Origin of the sequence: Streptomyces sp. NPDC059788 (assembly GCF_042732265.1) — a bacterium.
Classification (GTDB): Bacteria; Actinomycetota; Actinomycetes; order Streptomycetales; family Streptomycetaceae; genus Streptomyces.
Genome location: NZ_JBHWHY010000006.1, coordinates 228,553 through 251,591, shown reverse-complemented (window position 1 = coordinate 251,591; position 23,039 = coordinate 228,553). Strand labels below are relative to the sequence as shown.

At 69.1% G+C, this 23,039-nt stretch carries 16 protein-coding genes; 12 read left to right on the top strand and 4 right to left on the bottom strand.

The features are described from left to right. Positions 1-31 precede the first annotated feature (31 nt). Positions 32-1,063 (top strand): alanine racemase, encoded by a 1,032-nt coding sequence (locus ACFV57_RS08020; protein ID WP_385226917.1) that lies wholly within the window; start codon positions 32-34, stop codon positions 1,061-1,063. Between the two features lie 82 nt (positions 1,064-1,145). Here the strand turns inward: ACFV57_RS08020 and ACFV57_RS08015 are convergent, their stop codons facing one another. Together ACFV57_RS08015 and ACFV57_RS08010 are read right to left on the bottom strand one after the other, a co-directional pair. Beyond that, a complete protein-coding gene (locus ACFV57_RS08015; RefSeq protein ID WP_385226914.1) occupies positions 1,146-2,639 on the bottom strand; it encodes a glycosyltransferase family 87 protein in 1,494 nt (497 codons plus the stop codon). 106 nt (positions 2,640-2,745) lie between these two features. Next, complete coding sequence (locus ACFV57_RS08010) at positions 2,746-5,442, bottom strand: transglycosylase domain-containing protein (RefSeq protein WP_385226912.1); 2,697 nt, start codon at positions 5,440-5,442, stop codon at positions 2,746-2,748. 365 nt (positions 5,443-5,807) lie between these two features. Between ACFV57_RS08010 and ACFV57_RS08005 the strand changes: the two genes are divergently transcribed. The 4 genes from ACFV57_RS08005 (at position 5,808) to ACFV57_RS07990 (ending at position 9,703) form a co-directional block, all read left to right on the top strand. Continuing rightward, positions 5,808-6,485 (top strand): helix-turn-helix transcriptional regulator, encoded by a 678-nt coding sequence (locus ACFV57_RS08005; protein WP_385226909.1) that lies wholly within the window; start codon positions 5,808-5,810, stop codon positions 6,483-6,485. 49 nt (positions 6,486-6,534) lie between these two features. Next, a complete protein-coding gene (locus tag ACFV57_RS08000; protein ID WP_385226905.1) occupies positions 6,535-7,617 on the top strand; it encodes an inositol-3-phosphate synthase in 1,083 nt (360 codons plus the stop codon). A gap of 78 nt (positions 7,618-7,695) precedes the next feature. After that, positions 7,696-8,955 (top strand): MFS transporter, encoded by a 1,260-nt coding sequence (locus tag ACFV57_RS07995; RefSeq protein ID WP_385226902.1) that lies wholly within the window; start codon positions 7,696-7,698, stop codon positions 8,953-8,955. Between the two features lie 118 nt (positions 8,956-9,073). Continuing rightward, positions 9,074-9,703: a hypothetical protein gene (locus ACFV57_RS07990; RefSeq protein ID WP_385226899.1), complete on the top strand. Its 630-nt coding sequence runs from the start codon at positions 9,074-9,076 to the stop codon at positions 9,701-9,703. Positions 9,704-9,770: 67 nt separating this feature from the next. Here ACFV57_RS07990 and ACFV57_RS07985 read toward each other — a convergent pair whose 3' ends face one another. Continuing rightward, entirely contained in the window at positions 9,771-11,246 is a 1,476-nt protein-coding gene (locus ACFV57_RS07985) for a CCA tRNA nucleotidyltransferase (protein ID WP_385226897.1), read from the bottom strand. Between the two features lie 210 nt (positions 11,247-11,456). Between ACFV57_RS07985 and ACFV57_RS07980 the strand changes: the two genes are divergently transcribed. The 7 genes from ACFV57_RS07980 (at position 11,457) to trxA (ending at position 22,126) form a co-directional block, all read left to right on the top strand. Next, positions 11,457-13,769 carry a DUF6049 family protein gene (locus ACFV57_RS07980; protein WP_385226894.1) on the top strand — a complete coding sequence of 771 codons (2,313 nt, stop codon included), beginning with the start codon at positions 11,457-11,459 and terminating at the stop codon, positions 13,767-13,769. Between the two features lie 46 nt (positions 13,770-13,815). Further along, on the top strand, positions 13,816-16,035 hold the full coding sequence (murJ, locus tag ACFV57_RS07975; RefSeq protein ID WP_385226891.1) for a murein biosynthesis integral membrane protein MurJ: 2,220 nt from the start codon (positions 13,816-13,818) through the stop codon (positions 16,033-16,035). A gap of 107 nt (positions 16,036-16,142) precedes the next feature. Next, complete coding sequence (locus tag ACFV57_RS07970) at positions 16,143-17,864, top strand: protein kinase family protein (RefSeq protein WP_385226888.1); 1,722 nt, start codon at positions 16,143-16,145, stop codon at positions 17,862-17,864. A gap of 1,164 nt (positions 17,865-19,028) precedes the next feature. Beyond that, positions 19,029-19,724, top strand: a complete 696-nt coding sequence (gene sigM / locus ACFV57_RS07965; protein ID WP_385226885.1) for an RNA polymerase sigma factor SigM — start codon at positions 19,029-19,031, stop codon at positions 19,722-19,724. Next, positions 19,721-20,656 carry an anti-sigma factor family protein gene (locus tag ACFV57_RS07960; RefSeq protein WP_385226882.1) on the top strand — a complete coding sequence of 312 codons (936 nt, stop codon included), beginning with the start codon at positions 19,721-19,723 and terminating at the stop codon, positions 20,654-20,656. Before sigM ends, ACFV57_RS07960 begins: the two co-directional genes overlap by 4 nt. Positions 20,657-20,773: 117 nt before the next feature. After that, positions 20,774-21,748, top strand: coding sequence for a thioredoxin-disulfide reductase (gene trxB, locus ACFV57_RS07955; protein ID WP_385226879.1), 975 nt, complete (start codon positions 20,774-20,776; stop codon positions 21,746-21,748). A 51-nt stretch (positions 21,749-21,799) separates the two neighbouring features. After that, positions 21,800-22,126: a thioredoxin gene (gene trxA, locus ACFV57_RS07950; RefSeq protein ID WP_385226877.1), complete on the top strand. Its 327-nt coding sequence runs from the start codon at positions 21,800-21,802 to the stop codon at positions 22,124-22,126. A gap of 71 nt (positions 22,127-22,197) precedes the next feature. Here the strand turns inward: trxA and ACFV57_RS07945 are convergent, their stop codons facing one another. Further along, on the bottom strand, positions 22,198-22,815 hold the full coding sequence (locus tag ACFV57_RS07945) for a GNAT family N-acetyltransferase (protein ID WP_385226875.1): 618 nt from the start codon (positions 22,813-22,815) through the stop codon (positions 22,198-22,200). Positions 22,816-23,039: the final 224 nt, after the last annotated feature.

The window sequence follows — 23,039 nt, the reverse complement described above, 5'->3', positions numbered from 1 at the left end:
CGCAGCCACGAGAAAGGTTCCGGGCCCGGCCATGGCGCTCACCCTCTACGTCGACACCGCGCGCTGGCGGGCACACCAGCAGAGCGTTCTGCAGCAGTTCCCCGGGCTCGTCCCGGTCTGCAAAGGCAACGGCTACGGCTTCGGCCACGAGCGCCTCGCCGAGGAAACGACCCGGCTCGGTGCCGACCTCCTCGCCGTCGGCACGACGTACGAAGCGGCCCGCATGAAGGACTACTTCAGCGGTGACCTGCTCGTGCTGACCCCCTTCCGGCACGGTGAGGAACCGGTTCCCCTGCCGGACCGCGCCATCCGCTCGGTCTCCTCGGTCGAGGGCGTGGGCGGCCTGGTGGGCGCCCGCGTGGTCATCGAGGTCATGAGCAGCATGAAGCGCCACGGTGTGCTGCCGGAGGACTTGCCGAAGCTGGCCGCGGCCATAGAGGACGTGCGGCTGGAGGGCTTCGCTCTCCACCTGCCGCTGGACCGTGCCGACGGCTCCGACGCGGTGGAGGAGGTCATCGGCTGGATGGACCGGCTGCGGGCCGCCCGGCTGCCGCTGCACACGATGTTCGTCAGCCACCTCAAGTCCGACGAACTGGCCCGCCTCCAGCAGCAGTTCCCGCAGACCCGGTTCCGCGCGCGGATCGGTACGCGCCTGTGGCTCGGCGACCACGAGGCCACCGAGTACCGCGGCTCGGTCCTGGACGTCACCCGGATCGGCAAGGGCGACCGCTTCGGCTACCGCCAGCAGAAGGCGGCCTCGGACGGTTACCTGGTCGTGGTGGCCGGCGGTACGTCGCACGGGGTGGGCCTGGAGTCGCCCAAGGCGCTGCACGGCGTGATGCCCCGCGCCAAGGGCGTGGCCCGGGCGGGCCTGGCGACCGTCAACCGCAACCTCTCGCCGTACGTGTGGGCGGGCAAGCAGCGGTGGTTCGCGGAGCCCCCGCACATGCAGGTCTCCATCCTCTTCGTGCCGGGGGACGCCCCCGAGCCCCAGGTCGGCGAGGAACTGGTGGCGCATCTGCGGCACACCACGACGCAGTACGACCGCATCGTGGACCGCTGAGCAGGCACCGCCTCCCACCGAACAGCGAAAGGGGCCCGGGCCGCGGAGAAATCTGCGGCCCGGGCCCCTTTCGTATGCGTGGCTACCGGTGCAGGGAATCCCTGGCCACACCCCAGCGGACCTGCGATGCCCCCTCGAACTGCACCGCGTGTCGCGGCAGATGGCGCGCGCGGCCCAGTACGAAGACGTCCGGCGCGTGGTCCAGCACGCCGCCCGACGGATCGTCGTCACCGTCCCTTCGTACGACGTCCCGCTCCGGCAGCAGCACATCGCGCACGACCACGGCGCACACGTACAGCGTCCCCAGCAGGTGGAGGATCATCGCCAGTTGGTAGCCCTCCAGCGGTAGTCCTTGATGCTTGTCGCCGTTGTTGGTGTAGGCGAGGTACATCCAGATACCGAGGAAGTACATGACCTCGCACGCCTGCCAGATCAGGAAGTCGCGCCAGCGTGGCCGCGCGAGTGCGGCGAGCGGGATCAGCCACAGCACGTACTGCGGCGAGTAGACCTTGTTGGTGAGGATGAACAGCGCGACGACCAGGAAGGCGAGCTGTGCGAACCGTGGCCGGCGCGGCGCGTAGAAGGTGAGCAGCGCCAGGGCGCCGCACCCCAGGATCATCAGCAGCGTCGCGTAGGTGTTCGCGTCCTCCAGCGGGTTGCCGGTGCGCTGGGAGATGAGCAGCCAGATCGACCCGAAGTCGATGGGCCGCTCCTGGCTGAAGGTGTAGAACTTCGCCCAGCCCTCCCGGATGTGGAAGCCGGAGGCGTCGTGCGTGATCATCACCGGCACGTTGACCACCAGCCAGGCCGCCGCGGCCCCGGCCACGGCCTTGCCGTAGGCACGCCACTGTCCCGACCGCCAGCACAGGACGAGCAGCGGTCCGAGCAGCAGCACCGGGTACAGCTTCGCGGCGGTCGCCAGCCCGATGAACACACCGCTCGCGAGGGGTCGGCTGCGGGACCACATCAGCATGCCGACGGCGGTCAACGCGACGGCCAGCAGGTCCCAGTTGATGGTGGCGGTGAGCGCGAGGGCGGGGGCGAGGGCGACCAGGAGGCCGTCCCAGGGCCGACGACGGTGCGTGCGGGCCACGCATACGGCCAGGACCGCCGCGCAGGCCATCAGCATGCCGGCGTTGACCAGCCAGTAGATCTGCTCCCGGGTCTGGATGGAGCCGCCGTGCGGGGTCAGCCAGGAGGCGACCTCCATGAACACGCCGGTCAGCACCGGGTATTCGAGGTACTCCATGTCTCCGGGCAGCCTGTCGAAGTACGGGATCAGCCCGTCGGCGAAGCCGCGGCCCGCGTACAGGTGCGGGATGTCGGAGTAGCAGGCGTGGGTGTACTGGCTGGTGGCGCCGAAGAACCAGCCGCTTTCGTAGCACGGCAGCTTCTGCACCATGCCGAGGGCGAACATCCCGATCGCGACGAGCGCGATGACGCGTACCGGATTCCACCAGCCCGTACCGAAGAGCGCGCGTCGCCCGGCGGGGCCACCGATCAGTTCGCTGCCGGCCGCCGCCACCTCGTCCCGTTTCGTCGGCCGTACGGGCTCGTCCTGTCGCACGCTCGTCATGCGCCCATCCTGCCGTACGGCCCTGGGCCGGACGCGGAGAAGCCCCCGGGCCGTCGTCACGGGTCCGGGGGCTTCTCCGTCGTGTTTCACGTGAAACAGTCAGCGGTCAACCGCGTCGTCCACCCGACGTTCCGCCGGCCGAGTTGCCGAAGATGCCGCCGTCGCCGCCTCCGGGGCCGCCGGGGGACGGGTCGGGTGACGAGCTGGGCCCGCCGGAGTCCCCGCCACCCGGGCGACCACCCGTGTCACCACCGCCGGTCCCTCCGCCGTTGTGCCGGCAGCTCAGGTCCCAGTCCGCGCACGTATTGGTCGGCGTGGGGCTCGGGGGCGGGCTGGACGGCCCGGACTTGGTGGGCGTGGGCGTGGGCGAGTTCGCCGGGGGAGTGGTCGGGGTGGGCTTCGGAGAAGGGCTCATGCCGTCGCCGTAGACCGTCTGGCCGATCGGCGCGGGGTCCGGGAAGCGCTCCAGCTTCTTGCCCTTCATCACCTGCGCCATGTAGTCCGCCCAGATGCGGGCCGGGAACGACGCACCGTGGATCTTCTCCTCGCCACCGACGCCGTACATCTTCAGGAATTCCTGCTGCTTGGCCTGGTCGTCCACCCGCCACATGCCGATCGTGGTGGCCAGCTGCTTCGTGTACCCGGCGAACCAGGCGGATTTGTTGTCGTCGGTGGTACCGGTCTTGCCGGCCGCCTCACGCCCGTCGGGCAGCTTCGCGGCCGTACCGGTGCCCTTCTCCACCACGGTCTTCAAGACGTCCGTCACGTTGTCCGCGACCGCCGCGCTGAAGCCCGTCTTGGGCTTCTTGGTGTGCTCGTACATGGACTGGCCGTCCTTCTCGACGGACTCGACCGAGTACGGATCGTCCTGCTGGCCGCTGGAGGCGAAGGTGGCGTACGCGCCGGCCAGCCGGATGGCGCTCGGCGCCGAGGTGCCCAGCGAGAAGGTCGGGGTGGTCTTCGCCATGCTCTGGTCGTCGCGGAGTCCCGCGGCGATGGCCGCGTCCTTCACCTTGTCCCGGCCGACATCCATGCCGAGCTGGATGTAGGGGGTGTTCACCGAGAACTGCATGGCGGTACGGAGAGAGATCTTGCCCTCGTCCTTGTTGCCGTCGTTCGCCTGGTGCCACTCCTTGCCGTCCTTGTCGTGCCAGACGGTCCCGTCGTAGTTGAGCAGCTTCAGCTTGTTGTCGCCGTTGTAGATGCTGTTCGGCGATACGCGGGTGCGCCGTTCGGGGTTGTGGGGGTCCCGTACGCCGTCGCTCATCGCCGATGCCAGTACGAACGGCTTGAAGGTCGAGCCGACCTGGACACCGGTGTAGTCGGCGTTGTTCGTGTAGTGCTGGGTCGCGTCCTTGCCGCCGTAGATGGCGACGATCTTGCCGGTCCCGGGTTCGACCGAGGCGCCGCCGAACTGGACGTACTTGTCCACGTCACGCTTGTCGGGCTTGATGTGCTCCTTGGTGACCTTGTCCACGGACGCCGCGAGTTCGTTGACCTGCTTCTCGTCGAACGTCGTGTGGATCTCGTAGCCACCCTTCTTCAGCATGACGTCCGTGATCTTGGTGTTCGCCGTGATGTAGTTGTTGGCCAGGTCGACCAGGTAGCCCTTCTGCCCGCGGAGGTCCATGGCCTTCTTGGGCTTCCTGGGCATCGGGAACTCCTGGATCGGAGCCCGCTCCTCCTTGGACATACGCCCGACCTCGACCTCGCGGTCCAGCGTCCACTTCCAGCGGGCCTCGGCGCGCTTGAGGTTCGCGCCCTTGGTCTCCGTCTGCACGTACGGGTCGTAGAGGTTGGGGCCGTTGAGCAGCGACGCCAGGAACGCGCCCTCGCTCGGGGTGAGCTTGTCGCAGTCCTTGCCGTAGTACGCCCGCGCCGCCGCCTGGATGCCGTAGGCCCCTCGCCCGTAATAAGCGGTGTTGAGGTAGCCGGCCAGGATCGTCGGTTTCTTCTCCTTGATGCCCACCTTGATGGAGATGAACAGCTCGGTCAGCTTGCGCTTGAGGGTCTGCGACTGGTCCAGGTACGTGTTCTTCACGTACTGCTGGGTGATGGTGGAGCCACTCTGGGTCTCACCGCCCTTGGCCATGTTGAACACCGCACGGGCGATACCCATCGGGTCGACGCCCGAGTCCTTGTCGAACGAGGCGTTCTCGGCGGAGATCACCGCGTTCTGCATGGACTTGGGGATCGAGGAGATCGGCACGATCTGACGGTTGAGGTCACCACCGCCGGCGACCACCATCGGCTTGCCGTTGGACCAGTAGTAGACGTTCTTCTGCAGCTGCGAGGCCTTCTGCGGGTTCGGGATGTCCACGTAGGCCAGCGCGAGGCCGGCCGCGCCGACGATCAGCGCGATGAAGCCGATGCACGTACCGACAACCTGCTTCCAGGACGGCATGAACCGGCGCCAGCCGATCTTGCCCGCGCGCGGGTAGTCGATGAACCGCTTCTTGCCGGGCTTGCCCGCTCCCCGGCCCCGTCCGCGCCCGCCTTCGCCGCCGCCACCGCCACCGGCACGGCGGCCGCCACCGCGTCCGCCACGGCCACTGCCGGAGGCCATCGCCGCGGTATCGGAAGCACGTCGTCGGCCGCCGCGTTGCGCGGCGCGCCTGGCCTCGGCTCTGCCGCCGGCCGGCCGTTCCTCCCCGTACGCTCCGGAGTCGGGATCCGGACCGGGGGTGGATGCGGAGCCGCGGGTGGGCGCGGCACGGCGCCCGGATGATTGCTGTGCGGCTCGTCGGGCCGCAGCACGTCCGCCGCCCTGCGGCTGGGGCGGTTTGCGACGGTGCTCGCTCATGGAACGAATACTCCTCGGGCAGGCGCGCTATTTATCTCGTCGCCTGAAGGCGGCAGTTGGCTTCAGGTCCCCCCGACGTACGGCACCCATATGGCTCATGGGGACGCACTACACCGAGGACGGGGACGTCATCTTGCGCCCCACGGTTCCCCGGCAGTCTGCTGCCGCACAGACTACGCACGGCCAAAACCTGCCCACTGTTGAAATTCACTCCAAATCAGTCAGGTTGGGTAGAACGAAACGGTGATGTGACGGCGTTCACCGTCCCCCCTCTTGTTCCTCCCGTGGCCCCGATCTATCGTCTGGATGTATCGAATCGATACATCAGCTCGGCATAAAGAACGCACGAGACCAAGGAGGCGGACATGAGCAGGCGGTCCGGCATCCTTGAGTTCGCCGTCCTCGGACTGCTCCGCGAGTCCCCCATGCACGGTTACGAGCTGCGCAAACGGCTCAACACCTCGCTGGGGGTCTTCCGTGCGTTCAGCTACGGCACCCTCTACCCCTGCCTGAAGTCGCTGGTCGCCAACGGCTGGCTGACCGAGGAGACGGGCGGTTCTCCGGAGACCTCGCCCGCGTCCCTCACGGGCCGCCGGGCGAAGATCGTCTACCGGCTGACGGCGGAGGGCAAAGGCCACTTCGAGGAGCTGCTCGCACACTCCGGCCCGGACGCGTGGGAGGACGAGCACTTCGGCGTCCGTTTCGCCTTCTTCGGGCAGACCTCGCGCGACGTACGGATGCGGGTCCTGGAGGGCCGCCGCAGCCGGCTGGAGGAGCGCCTCGAAAAGATGCGTACCTCCCTGGCACGTTCACGCGAGCGGCTGGACGACTACACCCTCGAACTGCAGCGGCACGGCATGGAGTCCGTGGAACGCGAGGTCCGGTGGCTCAACGAGCTGATCGAGAGCGAGCGCGCCGGACACGATCGACGCGCCGTGGACCCCGCGGAGCAGGACCAGAAGGACACGTCAGCAGATACGGGCGGCCTGCCCCGGCGTCGGGGTGGTTCCCGGCCGGATCCGTCCGATGACACCACCACATGAGGTCCCCGCAGTCCGCGGGACCTTGTCGAGATCACAGGGAGCAACCGGAATGGGTTCGGTTCGCGTAGCCATCGTCGGCGTGGGCAACTGCGCCGCCTCGCTGGTGCAAGGCGTCGAGTACTACAAGGACGCAGACCCGGACAGCCGCGTGCCCGGCCTGATGCACGTGCAGTTCGGCGACTACCACGTGCGTGACATCGAGTTCGTGGCCGCTTTCGACGTCGACGCCAAGAAGGTCGGCCTCGACCTGGCGGACGCCATCGGCGCCAGCGAGAACAACACCATCAAGATCTGCGACGTGCCGAACTCCGGCGTGACCGTCCAGCGCGGACACACCCTCGACGGCCTGGGCAAGTACTACCGCCAGACCATCGAGGAGTCCGACGAGGCGCCGGTGGACATCGTCCAGGTCCTCAAGGACCAGCAGGTCGACGTTCTGGTGTGCTACCTGCCCGTCGGCTCCGAGGACGCTGCGAAGTTCTACGCCCAGTGCGCCATCGACGCCAAGGTCGCCTTCGTCAACGCCCTGCCGGTCTTCATCGCCGGCACCAAGGAGTGGGCGGACAAGTTCACCGAGGCCGGTGTGCCGATCGTCGGTGACGACATCAAGTCCCAGGTCGGCGCCACGATCACGCACCGCGTGATGGCCAAGCTCTTCGAGGACCGGGGCGTCGTCCTGGACCGCACGATGCAGCTGAACGTCGGCGGCAACATGGACTTCAAGAACATGCTGGAGCGCGAGCGCCTGGAGTCGAAGAAGATCTCCAAGACCCAGGCCGTCACCTCGCAGATCCGCGACCGCGAGCTGGGCGAGGACAACGTCCACATCGGCCCGTCGGACTTCGTGGCCTGGCTGGACGACCGCAAGTGGGCCTATGTGCGCCTGGAGGGCCGTGCCTTCGGTGACGTCCCGCTGAACCTGGAGTACAAGCTGGAGGTCTGGGACTCCCCCAACTCCGCGGGTGTCATCATCGACGCACTGCGCGCCGCGAAGATCGCCAAGGACCGCGGCATCGGCGGCCCCGTGCTCTCCGCCTCCTCGTACTTCATGAAGTCGCCGCCGGTGCAGTACTTCGACGACGAGGCGCACGTGAACGTCGAGAAGTTCATCAAGGGCGAGGTCGAGCGCTAAGCACCGCGCCGCCCCCCGTGCCCGCAGGCCCCCGGAAATTCCGTCCGGGGGCCTGCGGGCTGTGTGAGGCTGGACCCCATGCCCGTTGTGCGTGATCTCCGCGTACTGCTCCAGCTGCGCGACTTCCGTTCCTTGCTGGCCGTACGGCTGCTGTCCCAGGCCGCCGACGGCGTCTACCAGGTCGCGCTCGCCACATACGTCGTCTTCTCCCCCGAGAAACAGGCATCTCCCGCGGCCATCGCCTCCGCCATGGCGGTACTGCTGCTTCCCTATTCGCTGCTCGGCCCCTTCGCGGGCGTACTCCTCGACCGCTGGCGCCGTCGACAGGTGCTGCTGTACGGCAATCTGCTGCGCACCGCGCTCGCCGTCGGCAGCGCCGCCCTGATCACCGCGCAGGCCTCGGACTGGCTCTTCTACGCATCCGCCCTCTGCGTCATGGCCGTCAACCGCTTCGTACTGGCCGGGCTCTCGGCCGCACTGCCGCGCGTCGTCGACGGCACGGAGCACCTGGTGGTGGCCAACTCCCTCTCCCCGACAGCCGGCACACTCGCGACCACCGCAGGCGGCGGCATCGCCTTCGCCGCCCGGCTGGCAGGAGTCGAGTCCAACACGATCGTCGTGCTGTTCGCGGCCGCGCTCTACCTCTGCGCTGCCGCGGTCTCTCTGCGGATGGCCTCCGGGCTGCTCGGGCCCGAGCCCTCGGAGCTTCAGTCCCGGGTGGGTGCTGCCTTGTTGAGCACCGCACGCGGCCTGGTGGCAGGGCTGCGCCACCTCGCGGAGCGCCGTACCGCCGCGGCAGCCCTGACGGCGATGACCGCGATGCGTTTCTGCTACGGCGCGTTGACGGTGATGGTGCTGATGCTGTGCCGGTACGCGTGGGCCGACAGCGAATCGGACGGCCTGGCGCTCCTCGGGCTCGCCGTCGGCGTATCGGGAGCCGGCTTCTTCGCCGCCGCGGTCATCACCCCGGCGGCGGTGGCCCGGTTCAAACCCTTGGTCTGGATGGCGTGCTGTGCGGCGCTGTCGGCGGTCCTGGGACCGGCCCTGGGGCTGGCCTTCGCGTACGGGCCGATGCTGGTTGCCGCCTTCGTGCTCGGGCTCAGCACCCAGGCGGCCAAGATCTCCACGGACACGGTGGTGCAGTCCTGTGTGGACGACGCCTTCCGCGGCCGTGTCTTCGCCGTCTACGACATGCTCTTCAACGTCGCCTACGTCGGTGCCGCAGCCGTGGCAGCACTGCTGCTCCCGCCCGACGGCAGATCCGGGGTGCTCATCGCCGGCGTGGCCCTGCTCCACGCGGCGACCGCCGCGGCGCTGATGCGTTTCGTGCGGCGATAGGCAGCAGCTGCACAAGTCCCCCGATACACCGGCAGCTGGGGGCTCTCTCGCGACCCGATACGTTACGTGCTTCCAACACGCACCGTGACGCACCGTTTTCAGGGGGACCCACGTGACCATGCCGCCGCCTCCGGGCCAGAACCCGTACGGCCAGAATCCCTACGGCCAGGCTCCGTACCCGCAGGCCCCGGCCGGGCCGTACGGGCAGCCGCCGCAAGGACCGCCCCCTCCCTACGGGCAGCACCCGCAGGCTCCCCAGGCGCCGTACGGCCAGCCCCAAGGCGGCTACGCCCACCCTCCGCAGGCACCACAGCAGCAAGGCATCCCCTGGCCGCAGTCGGCACCCCCGCAACAGCCCTACGGAGTGCCGCCGCAGGGCCCGGCGCCTCAGCCGCCCGGATCTCAGCGCCCGGACACCGCGGGCCAGAAAGTCACCCGCGTCATCCTGACCCTCGTCGTACTCGGCCTGGCGCTCGGCGGCCTGGCAGCCTTCGGTTCCCTGTTCGGCTCGGACGCCAAGAAGGCCGCCGTCGGCGACTGCATGAAGAACAACGGCACGACCGTCCGGCCGGACCTGGAGAAGGCGGACTGCACCGCTTCCGATGCCGCCTACAAGGTCGCCGAGGTGCATGACGACACCACCGACGAGAAGTTGTGCGATCTGACGAAATACAACGCCTACGCGGAGGCCACCGGGCGCAGGCACCGCAGCAAGGTCGTGCTCTGCCTCGAAGACATCACGAAGTAGGTCCCGGACGGTTTCACGTGAAACACGGGGGCTGCCCGCCCTCTGTGTTTCACGTGAAACGTCGCGCTCAGCCCTGCGCGGCCCACCACTCCCGAAGGGCGGCAACGGCCTCGTCCCGCTCCATCGGGCCGTTCTCCAGCCGCACTTCGAGCAGGTGCTTGTATGCCTTGCCGACCTCGGGACCGGGAGCGATACCGAGGATCTGCATGATGTCGTTGCCGTCCAGGTCCGGCCGGATCGAGTCCAGCTCCTCCTGCTCCTGCAACCGCGCGATGCGCTCCTCCAGCCCGTCGTAGGCACGGGAGAGAGCGTTGGCCTTGCGCTTGTTGCGGGTCGTGCAGTCCGAGCGCGTCAGCTTGTGCAGCCGCCGCAGCTGCGGGCCGGCGTCCCGCACATACCGGCGGACCGCCGAGTCGGTCCACTCGCCCGTCCCGTACCCGTGGAAGCGCAGGTGCAGCTCCACCAGCAGCGAGACGTCCTTGATCATGTCGTTGGAGTACTTCAGCGCGGTCATCCGCTTCTTGGTCATCTTCGCGCCCACCACCTCGTGGTGGTGGAAGGAGACCCGGCCGTCGCTCTCGAAGCGGCGCGTCCTCGGCTTGCCGATGTCGTGCAGCAGCGCCGCGAGCCGCAGCACCAGGTCGGGCCCGTCCTCTTCGAGGTCGATGGCCTGTTCCAGAACCGTCAGCGAGTGCTCGTAGACATCCTTGTGACGGTGATGTTCGTCACGTTCCAGTCGCAGTGCCGGCAGCTCCGGCAGCACCCGGTCGGCGATTCCCGTGTCGACCAGCAGCTTGAGGCCCTTGCGCGGGTGCGCCCCCATGAGGAGCTTGTTCAGCTCGTCCCGCACCCGCTCGGCGGAGACGATGTCGATGCGCTCCGACATGGCCTTCATGGCGGAGACGACGTCCTCGGCCACCTCGAAATCCAGCTGCGCGGCGAACCTGGCGGCCCGCATCATCCGCAGCGGGTCGTCGGAGAACGACTCCTCCGGCGTGCCCGGCGTCCGCAGGACGCGCGCCGCCAGGTCTTCCAGACCGTTGTGCGGGTCGATGAACTCCTTCTGCGGAAGCGCCACCGCCATGGCGTTCACCGTGAAGTCCCGACGCACCAGATCCTGCTCGATGGAGTCGCCGTAGGACACCTCGGGCTTGCGCGAGGTCCGGTCGTACGCCTCGGAGCGGTACGTGGTGACCTCGATGTCGAACGAGTCCTTCTTGCAGCCGACCGTGCCGAAGGCGATGCCGACCTCCCACACCGCGTCCGCCCACGGTCGGACGATCCGCAGTACGTCCTCGGGCCGGGCATCGGTGGTGAAGTCCAGGTCGTTGCCGAGCCGGCCGAGCAGGGCATCCCGCACCGAGCCGCCGACCAGGGCAAGAGTGAACCCGGCCTCCTGGAAACGGCGGGCCAGATCGTCCGCGACGGGGGACACCCGCAGCAGTTCGCCGACGGCACGGCGCTGCACCTGGCTCAGTGCGTTCGTCGACTGCGAGGTCCGCTCGGGCTGCGGGGCGAGGAAGTCATTGTTGGCGTTCGGCACAACAGAACAGGGTACGTGGCCGCGTCGCGCGAAGCCTCCCGTCGTCCACGCCGCCGGGCATCCCCGTGAAAAGGGGACAAGGTCCTCCCGCGGACGTCCAACGGGCGATCTTGTGGAGCAGTCCCCAGCACTTCACCACAGCAGGTCTCGTTACCATGCGTGGACGCACATTCCGACGACCACTGACGACGACGAGGGACGGGCGAACGCGTGGCCGAGGCGGCAGGGTTCCAGGGGAGTGAACGGCCGCGCGGTCGGTGGTTGCGCCGGGCCGCGGCACTGATCGCCGGAGTGCCGCTGCTGGTGGCAGCGCTGCAGATCCCGGCCTCCCCCGAAGCCCATGCCGCCGGCTCGCGCACCGTCGACGTCTCCATCGACGCCCTCACGCCCACAGCGCCGAAGAAGGACGACACCCTCACCGTCTCCGGCACGCTCACCAACCGCGGTGACTCCCCGGTCACCGACGCGCACGTGGGCCTGCGGCGGGGGCCCGCCCTCAGCAGCCGCAGCGCCATCGACACGGCCGCCAAGCGCACCGGCTTCTCGCCCGGTACGGACGGCCCGGAGATCGCGAACCGCACCCAAAAGATCGACAAGCTGGCGCCGGGCGTCAGCCGCACCTTCACCCTCCACGTCCCGGTCAAGGATCTCGACCTCGGGGACGACGGGGTCTACCAGCTCGGCGTCTCCCTGTCCGGCCGATCGGGCAACGCTCCGTACGAGCAGGTGCTCGGCGCCAAGCGGACGTTCCTGCCCTGGCAGACCTCCGACGTGGAGAAGAAGACCCAGCTCACCTACCTGTGGCCGCTGATCTCCTCGACGCACCTCACCGCGGAGACCGACGCGGACGCGGAGCAGACCCCGGTCTTCCGCAACGACAACCTGGCCGCGGAGATCGCCCCCGGCGGGCGGCTCCAGCAGCTCGTGGCGCTCGGCAAGGACCTGCCCGTCACCTTCGTCATCGACCCCGACGTGCTCGCCTCCGTCGACGCGATGACCAAGACGTACAAGGTCGAAGGGCCGAACGGCCCCACGGCCGGCAAGAACCAGGCGGTCGCCAAGCAGTGGCTGAGCCAGGTGGAGGAGGCCGTGAAGACCCACGAGGTCGTCGCGCTCCCCTTCGGCGACCCCGATCTGGCCTCCCTCGCCCACCGCGGCAAGGAGGTCCCCAGCGCCCTCGGTCACCTCGGCCCGGCCACCACGCTGGCCGCCAAGACCGTGGAGACGATCCTGGGCGTCAAGCCCCGCACCGACTTCGCCTGGCCCGCCGAGGGCGCCGTCGACTCCTCGATCGTCGACGTGGCCACCTCCGGCGGCGCCCACAACATCATCGCCCGCAGCGACAGCCTCCAGGAGAACGAGCTCTCCTACAGCCCGACGGCGGCCCGGCCCATCGGCGGCGGCAACACCGCCGTCGTCGCGGACGCACGGCTGTCCACCGCCTTCGAGGGCGACCTGTCCAAGGCCGAGAACTCCACCCTCGCCATCCAGCAGTTCCTCGCGCAGAGCCTGATGGTCAACGGCCAGGAACCGGGGCGGCAGCGCAACATCGTCGTCGCCCCGCAGCGCACCCCTTCGGTCAGCCAGGCCCAGGCCATGGCCGCGGGGGTGAAGGCCCTGGCACCGGGCCGCTGGGCCGAGCCGCTGAACCTGGCGGGCGCCGCCAAGGCCGCACCCGACCCGGGCGCCAACCGCGAGGTGCCCAAGAACTCCGCGTACCCGGACTCGCTGCGCAAGCAGGAACTGCCCACGGAAGCCTTCGAGCAGATCCAGGCCACCCAGGCGGTGCTGGACGACTTCGAGGTCGTGCTGTCCCAGCCGCCGCGCGTGGTGACCCCGTTCGGCAACGCCATCATGCGGGAGATGTCGACGGAGTGGCGGGGCGACGAGGCGGGCGCCGCGGCGTTCCGTACCTCCGTGCGCACCTATCTCGACGGCCTGACGAAGAACGTGCGGCTGATCCAGAAGTCGGACGCGACGCTCTCCGGGCGCAGCGCGACCATTCCGGTGACGGTGCAGAACAACCTGGTGCAGGGCGTCAAGGGCCTGACGCTGGAACTGACCTCCTCGCAGCCCAACCGGCTCGACGCCGGCGAGCCGCAGGAGATCACGGTCGACGGCGGCCACAGTCAGTCGTTCAAGTTCGACACGACGGCGAACGCCAACGGTCCCGTGCAGGTGACGGCGCAGCTCTACACGTCCGAGGGCAAGCCGTACGGCCGGCCGATGACCTTCCAGGTCAACGTCACCGAGATCACCTCGACGATCATGCTCGTCATCGCGGGCGGCGTACTGCTGCTCGTCCTCGCCGGTGTACGGATCTACCTCCAGCGCAAGCGTGCCGGCTCCCGGCGCGACGAGGAGGGGACCGGCGGTGACGACGGCCCCGACGGGACGAGCGGCGACAACGGGGACGGCGGCGGTACGGATGGTGACGAGCCGGTGCAGCCGAGTGACCCCGGGCCGGACACCGGTTCGGAAAGCACGGGCACGTCCGGCTCAGGTGAGAAAGTGGACCGTTGATAGTTGGCGGGGCCGGATGGCCGGCGACGGATGAGGTGGGGCAGCGATGAATGCGCCGTACGACGGTGACCGCGGCAGGGGTGCGCACGGCACCCCCGCGGGTCACGGACCGCCGACGCCCCAGGGGCAGCCGCCCCAGGACCCGTACATGCACGACGCGTACGCCAACGACCCGTACCGGTCCCAGGACCCCACGACCCAGGACCCGGTCAACGACGTCTTCTACGACCGGTCGGCGCACCCTCCGCCGCCGCCCGGCCAGGCGCCGAATCCGCTCTACCAGCAGCCGCCCGCCCCGCAGCACACTCCGGACCCGCAGGTGTGGGCCCCGCCTCCGCCTCCGGAACCGCAGGGCCCGACCCGGCACCTCCCGTACGGCGACGACGCCGCCACGACGCAGTTCGTGGGGGTGGACGACCTGATCACACAGGCCGCCGACGAGCGCCCGGAACAGGACGCCTTCGCGCACCTGTACCGGGACCAGCAGCAGCCGTACGAGTCCCAGCGTCCTTACGAGCCCCAGCGGCCGATGGCCCCGCAGCAGCAGGAGCCGGTTCAGCAGGCCGCCGCCGTACCGGAGCAGCCGCCGGCACCGGTCCCGGAACCCTCCGCGCCCGCCAAGCGCTCCGGCGGACGCGCTTCGAGCCTGCTGAAGTCCAGCGCCGTCATGGCCGCGGGCACGCTCGTCTCCCGCATCCTGGGCTTCGTACGCAACCTCGTCATCGCCGCGGCGATCGGCGTCGGCACCCTCAACGACTCGTACCAGGTCGCCAACACCCTGCCGACGATGATCTACATCCTCGTCGGTGGCGGCGCCCTGAACGCGGTGTTCATCCCGCAGCTGGTGCGGGCCATGAAGAACGACGAGGACGGCGGCGAGGCGTACGCCAACCGCCTGCTGACGCTGGTCACCGTGCTGATGGCGGGTATCACCACGGTCTGTGTGCTGGCGGCTCCGGTCTTCATCAGCATGATGTCGCCGAAGATCGCCTCCGATCCCCAGCAGATGGATGTAGCGGTCGCCTTCGCCCGCTACTGCCTGCCGACCATGTTCTTCATGGGCGTGCACGTCGTGCTGGGACAGATCCTCAACGCCCGCGGGCGGTTCGGCGCGATGATGTGGACCCCGGTCCTCAACAACGTCATCGTGATCGCCACCTTCGGCGCGTTCATCTGGGTCTTCGGCAGCTTCTCGCAGAGCGGCGTGAGCGCCGGCAACGTCTCCGCCGACGCCATCCGGCTGCTCGGCATCGGCACACTGCTCGGGCTGACCGTGCAGGCGCTCGCCATGTTCCCCTACCTCCGGGACGCCGGTTTCCGGCTCCGCCCCCGGTTCGACTGGCGCGGCCACGGGCTGGGCAAGGCCGCCCGGCTCGCCAAGTGGACCTTCTTCTTCGTGCTGGCCAACCAGCTCGGCCTGGTCGTGGTGACCCAGATCGCCACCTGGGCCGGCTCGGTCGCCGAGGGAGAGGGCCACTCCGGCACGGGTATCACCGCCTACAACTACGCGCTGCAGCTCTGGCAGATGCCGCAGGCCATCATCACCGTCTCGGTCATGACCGCCGTCCTGCCGCGCATCTCCCGGGCCGCGCACGACGGGGACGTCACCGCCGTCCGCGACGACATCTCCTACGGCCTGCGGACCTCCGCCGTGGCCATCGTTCCGTGCGCCTTCGCGTTCCTGGCGCTCGGCGTCCCCATGGCGACGCTGATGTTCTCCAGCGCGGGCGCCGGTGCCACCAACATCGGTTACGTGATCATGGCGTTCGGCCTGGGCCTGATCCCGTACTCCGCGCAGTACGTCATCCTGCGCGGTTTCTACGCCTACGAGGACACCCGCACGCCGTTCTTCAACACGGTGATCGTCGCCGCCGTCAACGCGGCGGTCTCCGGTCTGTGCTTCCTCGTCCTGCCGGCCCGCTGGGTCGTGGTGGGCCTTGCCGCCGCGTATGGCCTGGCCTACGCCGTCGGCGTCGGCATTGCCTGGCGGCGGCTGCGCACACGGCTGGGCGGCGACCTGGACGGACCGCATGTCATTCGTACGTACGCCCGCCTCGCCGGTGCCTGTGTACCCGCCGCGCTGGTCGGCGGCGCGGCCGCATACGGAATCACCATGGCGCTCGGCAGCGGAGTCACCGGTTCGCTGGCCGCCTTGGTCGGCGGCGGTGTCACACTGATCGCCGTCTTCTTCCTCGCCGCGAAGCGGATGCGGGTCGAGGAGATGAACGCGATGGTCGGCATGGTGCGCGCCAAGCTGGGGCGCTGATCGGGCACAACCATCGGCCGCAACCGTGTGTCGTGCATAGTGGCGGACTGTGGGCACAATTGTCTTGGCTCGTAGAGCCTGCAACGGATGGGGAGGCAGGAACGACGGTGGCGGAACGGAGCACGGCTGCCGTCGACGTGGCCGACACGAGCGGTGAGGAACCGCTGACCGCCCAGGCGGGAGAGGCCACGAACGACGGTGCGGAGGCCGAGAGCGTAACCGGCACGGACGAGGACACCGCACGCACCGGCGATCAGCCTGCCGCGGTGGCCGACACCAAGCCGCCCGAACTGCACAGCGGCCACAAGCTCGCCAGACGCTACCGCCTGGAGGAGTGCGTCACCCGTCTGGACGGATTCAGCAGCTGGCGTGCGGTCGACGAGAAACTGCGCCGTGCCGTCGGCGTACACATCCTGCCCGCGGACCACCCGCGTGCCCGCCCCGTGCTGTCCGCCGCGCGCTCCGCCGCGCTGCTCGGCGACCCCCGCTTCGTGCAGGTCCTCGACGCCGTCGAGGAGAACGACCTCGTCTACGTCGTGCACGAGTGGCTGCCGGACGCCACGGAACTGACCGCCGTACTCGCGAACGGCCCGCTCGAACCGCACGACGCCTACCAGCTCGTCAGCCAGGTCTCCCAGGCCATGGCCGCCGCCCACCGGGAAGGCCTGTCCCATCTCAGGCTCAATCCCAGTTCCGTGCTGCGGACCGAGTCCGGGCAGTACCGCATCCGCGGCCTGGCCGTCATGGCCGCGCTGCGCGGCATCACCAGCGAGCACCCGCAGCGCACGGACACCGAAGCCATCGGCGCGCTCCTGTACGCCGCCCTGACCCAGCGCTGGCCGTACGAGAGCGACGCGTACGGCCTGTCGGGGCTGCCCAAGGACGTCGGCATGATCCCGCCGGACCAGGTGCGGGCCGGAGTGCACCGCGGCCTGTCCGAGCTGGCCATGCGCGCGCTGGTCAACGACGGCGCCACCGCCTCCCGCCAGGAGCCGGCCTGCACCACCCCGGAGGAGCTGGCGAAGGCCGTCACGGCCATACCGCGTATCCGTCCGCCGGAGACGTCCTTCACCTCGCCGCCGCCGTACCAGCGCACCGCCTTCCAACAGGGCTCGTACGGTCAGCCCCCGTCGCGCAACGTCGGCGCGACGGCGCGGACCGCGGCGGTGCCCACTCCGCCGCCACCCCTGCAGAGCCGCACCGGCCGGGCCCTGAAGTGGTGCGTCTCCGGTTTGCTCATCGCGGCGCTGGGACTCGGGAGCTGGCAGCTGGCGGACGCCCTGTTGCAGGGGGAGGGCCAGGACAACCAGGAGAGCACCCAGCCGGAGAGCGGCCGGCAGAAGAAGCCCGTACCGAAGCCCATCAAGATCGACAACGCCACGGAGTTCTCTCCCCGGAGCAGCGACCCCGTGGGCGGGCGCCGGAGCCCGGCCTCGAACGCCGTGGACGGGGATCCGGGCACCGCCTGGGTGACCGGGCTGTTCAAGGGCTGGGCGAACTTCGGCAACCTTCCGTCCCGGGCGGACGGCAGCGGCCTGGTCGTCGACCTCGGCAGCGTCAAGGACGTCTCCGAGGTCCAGGCCAGCATGTTCCGGGCGGGACAGACGGCCGAGGTGCTCGCCGCCGACCCCGCCACGTCGAATCCGACCACGCTCAGCGCGTTCCCACAGCGTCTCTCGAAGCTGGAGAAGGCCGGCTCCTCGCTGTCCGTGAAGCTGGAGAAGCCCGTCAAGACGCGTTACGTCCTGATCCACATCACCGAGTTGCCGAGCGACGACTCGGAAGACGGCTACCGGGGCGGCATCTCGGAGATCAAGGTCAACGGCTGACCCCTTCGAGCGCTCTGCGCAGAGCGCTCGAAGGGCTTGATCCGTCCGATTTCCCGCAAGATTCAGCCGACTTTCAAAGGCGGGCCGCTGCCGGCGGGAGCCCACCTTCGAATAACACAGGCGCATTCCCTGCCCACGCAAACGCACAAAAGAGAGCAGCGGGGAAAGGTTGGGCGAGCCAAAAAGCCCTTAACCGGGCGACTTCTAGAGAAGATCCCGAGCAGCAGAATGACCCGTTTCGTGGGCGTGCGGAGCACTGCTCGGACGCCCCCCCACACCACACCGCCCCGGCGCGCCGCCTCGGGACGGAACGGCTGAACCGGGCGGGCGGGAGTTACCGAGCACCGGCCATAGCCGCCGGGAGCAGCGTGGAAACGCCCGCGTCTCCGGCCGACCGATCGACTGGAGATGCGCAGAAGAGGGCCTTAGCCACCCTTTAGCTCCAGCTGGTGCAATACACCTTATTGTTGCCGAAGTAGCCGCAGGCCCTCACCGAGCGCCCGGGGCCGTTGTGCTGGAGATTGTTGTTCGCGATCGAGGCGGTGTCGTCAGGGTCCGGGATCGCCTCCCGCCTCTGCACCAACCCCTTCCAGGCCTTTCCGCCGTTGCGGGAGACGTGCCGCCCAAAGCGCCCCCTCACTGTCGCTTCCCTTCGACGTCATGCCGGCCGTCGTCCAGTCATGACCGTCACTGCACCGGTGACGGGGGAGCTCAACCGTGGCGTGCCCGCCGTAAGTCTTCGCGGACGGCTTTTTACGCTGACTACAGCTCCCCTTCGAATACGCGGACGCCGAATTCGAGATCGCCCCCAAAGCCAGCGCCGGAGCTACGGCAATCGACAGGAGGTGTTCAGGGTTTCTCCTGAGGCAATCCCGTGAATCTTTCGCTGGTAAACCAGAACCCGGCAAGCGAGCATTTGCCCTTCATCTCGCTTTCAACGACCCGATGATTCGGGAACATGATCCTTTCGGTTTCCTGTCCGGACCAGCAAGTCACGCAATACGTCCCCGTACAAGTCTGAAGTTTTGGTGCACGCGGCCCCGGAACAGGGGGTGGCACCTGCTGTGCCCGGACCCGGCCTCGCGGCTCACCGGCGTTTACTTTCGAAGCGCGGCGGGCTTCAATGGAGCCACATATCCGCGACCCGCGCGAGCAGGGGGACATGTGGGGCCTGAGACGGGCGGCTCTGACGTGGCGAGCGATGGCGACCTCCTCGCGCGCCACGTGGCCGGCGACCCCGACGCCTTCGGCGAGATAGTCCGGCGTCACCGTGACCGGCTGTGGGCGGTGGCGCTTCGTACCCTCGGCGACCGGGAAGAGGCCGCGGACGCCGTGCAGGACGCGCTTGTCTCCGCCTACCGGGCCGCGCACACCTTCCGCGGCCAGTCGGCCGTGACCACCTGGCTGCACCGCATCACCGTCAACGCCTGTCTGGACCGGGCCCGCAAGGCTGCCTCCCGCCGGACGTCGCCGGTCGCCGAGACCGAGCGGCTGGAGCAGCTGCTGGAGCCGCACGAGTCGGCTGCCGTACCGGCCGAGCGCCAGGATCTGCACCGGGAACTGATCAGTGCGCTACGCACCCTGCCCGAAGAACAACGTGCGGCGCTGGTCCTCGTTGATATGCAGGGCTATCCCGTCGCCGAGGCCGCCGCGATCCTCGACGTGCCCACGGGAACGGTGAAAAGCCGCTGCGCACGGGGCCGTGCTCGGCTTCTGCCGATGCTCACCCATCTGCGCCCAGGTGAAGGGGATAACAGACCCGTCAGCGGGGGAAGGAACCGGGCGCAGGGGACATCCGTCCCAGAGGCGGCAGGGCCGAAGGACACAGATGCCGTGAAGGGCGGAGGTGGGCGCTCGTGACTTCGACGACCGACACGGACGAGCACCCGGAGGTCTCCGAGATCTCCGCGCTCACGGACGGGCTGCTCTCCCCGTCCCGCACCGCCGATCTGCGCGACCATCTGGCGGGCTGCGAGCTGTGCGAGGACGTGCACGCCTCCCTGGAGGAGATCCGGGGCTTGCTGGGCACGCTTCCCGGGCCGCCCCGTATGCCGGCCGATGTGGCGGAGCGCATCGACGCCGCGCTGGCGGCCGAAGCACTCCTCGACTCCACCGCCCCGGACCGGATGTCGGCTGTTTCACGTGAAACTCCGGCGACCACGATCACCTCGGTTTCACGTGAAACCGACCCGGCGCCCGCCACCACCGCTCCCGGGCCGGTCACCCGGCCTGCCGGCCATCCCCGGGCCGCTTCCGGCCCCGGGCGCCGGGCAGCCGGTACCCGGCCCCGAAGCCGTCGCTGGCCGAGGGCGCTGCTCGGTGCCGCGGCCGCCGCAGCTGTCATCGGGGTGGGCGGAATCGTCATCCAGAACGCGGCTACCGACACCGGTCAACATGACGCGCAGGCCACCCGCACCAAGGCGACCGAGAAGGGCGCGGGGGCTGCCTCCGCACTGACGTCCGCCACGCTGGAGTCGCACGTCCACGACCTGCTCACCGCGTCCGGCGCCAAGAAGACTCCGGACGTCGGCACCCAGAGCTCCCCCGACTCCCCGCTGCGCGGCGGGACGGACACCGTTCCGTCCTGTGTCCAGCAGGGCACCGGCCAGGCCGAAACGCCGCTGGCCGCCACGCACAGCTCCTACAAGGGCCAGGACGCCTACCTCGTGGTGCTGCCGCACCCGACCGACCCCGACCGCGTCTCGGCCTACGTCATCTCGTCCTCCTGCGTCTCGGCGTCACCGCCGGCTCCTGGCAAGGTTCTGCTGACCCACTCGTACCGGCGAGACTGAACCGGCGGTAAGGGCGCCGGGGCACCCCGGGAATGCCTGCCCCGTAGGATCCGTTGGGTGGGGTGAGAGTTCACCCAGCGCCCCAGCAAGCAGTCGGCAGAGACAAGGAAGACACCCGTGAGCGACGTCCGTAACGTGATCATCATCGGCTCCGGGCCCGCGGGCTACACCGCCGCGCTCTACACCGCCCGTGCCTCCCTGAAGCCGCTGGTCTTCGAGGGCGCCGTCACCGCCGGTGGCGCGCTGATGAACACCACCGAGGTGGAGAACTTCCCCGGGTTCCGCGACGGCATCATGGGCCCCGACCTGATGGACAACATGCGCGCCCAGGCCGAGCGCTTCGGCGCCGAGCTGGTTCCGGACGACATCGTCTCGGTCGACCTCAGCGGGGAGATCAAGACCGTCACCGACACCGCCGGCACCGTGCACCGTGCCAAGGCCGTGATCGTCACCACCGGCTCCCAGCACCGCAAGCTGGGCCTGCCCCGCGAGGACGAGCTGTCCGGCCGCGGTGTCTCGTGGTGCGCCACCTGCGACGGCTTCTTCTTCAAGGACCAGGACATCGCCGTGGTCGGCGGCGGCGACACCGCGATGGAGGAGGCCACCTTCCTCTCCCGCTTCGCCAAGTCGGTCACGATCATCCACCGCCGTGACACGCTGCGCGCGAGCAAGGCGATGCAGGAGCGTGCGTTCGCCGACCCGAAGATCAGCTTCGTCTGGGACAGCGAGGTCGCCGAGGTCCAGGGCGAGAACAAGCTCTCCGGCCTGGCGCTGCGCAACCTGAAGACCGGCGAGATCTCGCAGCTCCCGGTGACCGGCCTGTTCATCGCGATCGGCCACGACCCGCGGACCGAGCTGTTCAAGGGCCAGCTGAACCTGGACGACGAGGGCTACCTCCAGGTGGAGTCGCCCAGCACCCGTACGAACATCACGGGTGTCTTCGCCGCCGGCGATGTCGTGGACCACACCTACCGCCAGGCGATCACGGCGGCCGGCACCGGTTGCTCCGCGGCCCTGGACGCCGAGCGGCACCTCGCCGCGCTCTCGGACAGCGAGGACGTCCCCGAGCCGGAGAAGACCGCCTCCGCCTGACTCCGCCCCTGCCTCCCCCTATGCCCCACCCCATCCAGTAAGGAGATTGCCATGGCCGGTGCCACGGTGACCGTGACGGACGCCAACTTCGAAGAGGTCGTCCTCAAGAGCGACAAGCCCGTACTCGTCGACTTCTGGGCCACCTGGTGCGGTCCGTGCCGCCAGATCGCCCCGTCGCTGGAGGCCATCGCCGCCGAGCACGACGAGATCGTCATCGCCAAGCTCAACACGGACGAGAACCCGACCATCACCGCCAAGTACGGCGTCATGTCGATCCCGACGATGAACGTCTACCAGGGCGGCGAGGTCGTGAAGACCATCGTCGGCGCCAAGCCGAAGGCGGCGCTGGAGCGCGAGCTCGGCGACTACCTCGCCTGATCGCATCCGCATCCCGCGCGAACGGGCCCGCCCCTCGGGGGTCGGGCCCGTTCGCGTTGTACGGGCCGTTTCTAGAGCGGCCGCAGAGCGGGCTCCTTCTGCACCGCACCCAGGAGGCGGTCGAGGGCGAGCTCCACGTCTTCCTTCCAGGAGATCGTGGTGCGCAGTTCCAGTCGCAGGCGCGGGAAGCGGGGGTGCGGGCGGACCGTTTTGAAGCCGACGGCCAGGAGGTGGTCGGCGGGGAGCACACACGCGGGCTCCTCCCAGCGGGCATCGCCGAATGCCTCTACCGCCTTGAAGCCGCGGCGAATGAGGTCCTTCGCCACCGTCTGCACCATCACCCGGCCCAGCCCCTGCCCCTGATAGCCGGGCGTCAGCCAGCCCGTGAGGAGTTGTACGGCATCGGGGGACACCGGGCTCGTGGGAAAGGCGGTGGAGCGCGGCACGTACGCGGGAGGGGCGTACAGAACGAAGCCGACCGGTACCTCGTCGACATAGACCACGCGGCCGCAGGAGCCCCATTCCAGGAGGACGGCCGAGATCCAGGCCTCCTTCTCCAGCTCGGGACGGCCCGCTCTTACCGCGGCTTCCCCGCTGACGGGGTCGAGCTCCCAGAAGACGCAGGAGCGGCAGCGCTTGGGGAGGTCCGGAAGGTTGTCCAGCGTGAGCGGTACGAGCCGACGGCCCATGAAGAAAGGTCCTCACTTCCCTCGCCGGCCGCACCGTGCGATACCGTCCGCACGTCCCGCTCTCTGAGCAGGCCACCGACGAAACCACCGACTGCTCCGAGGCCGAAGCCCGCTGCCACCAGTCCGGTGCGGCTCACCGTTCGCATGGCTTACTCCTTGATGTGGGGGTTTCCACGTGGATGTGCGCCATACCCGATCGCATGGTAGCCACGGTCCGCGTAAGC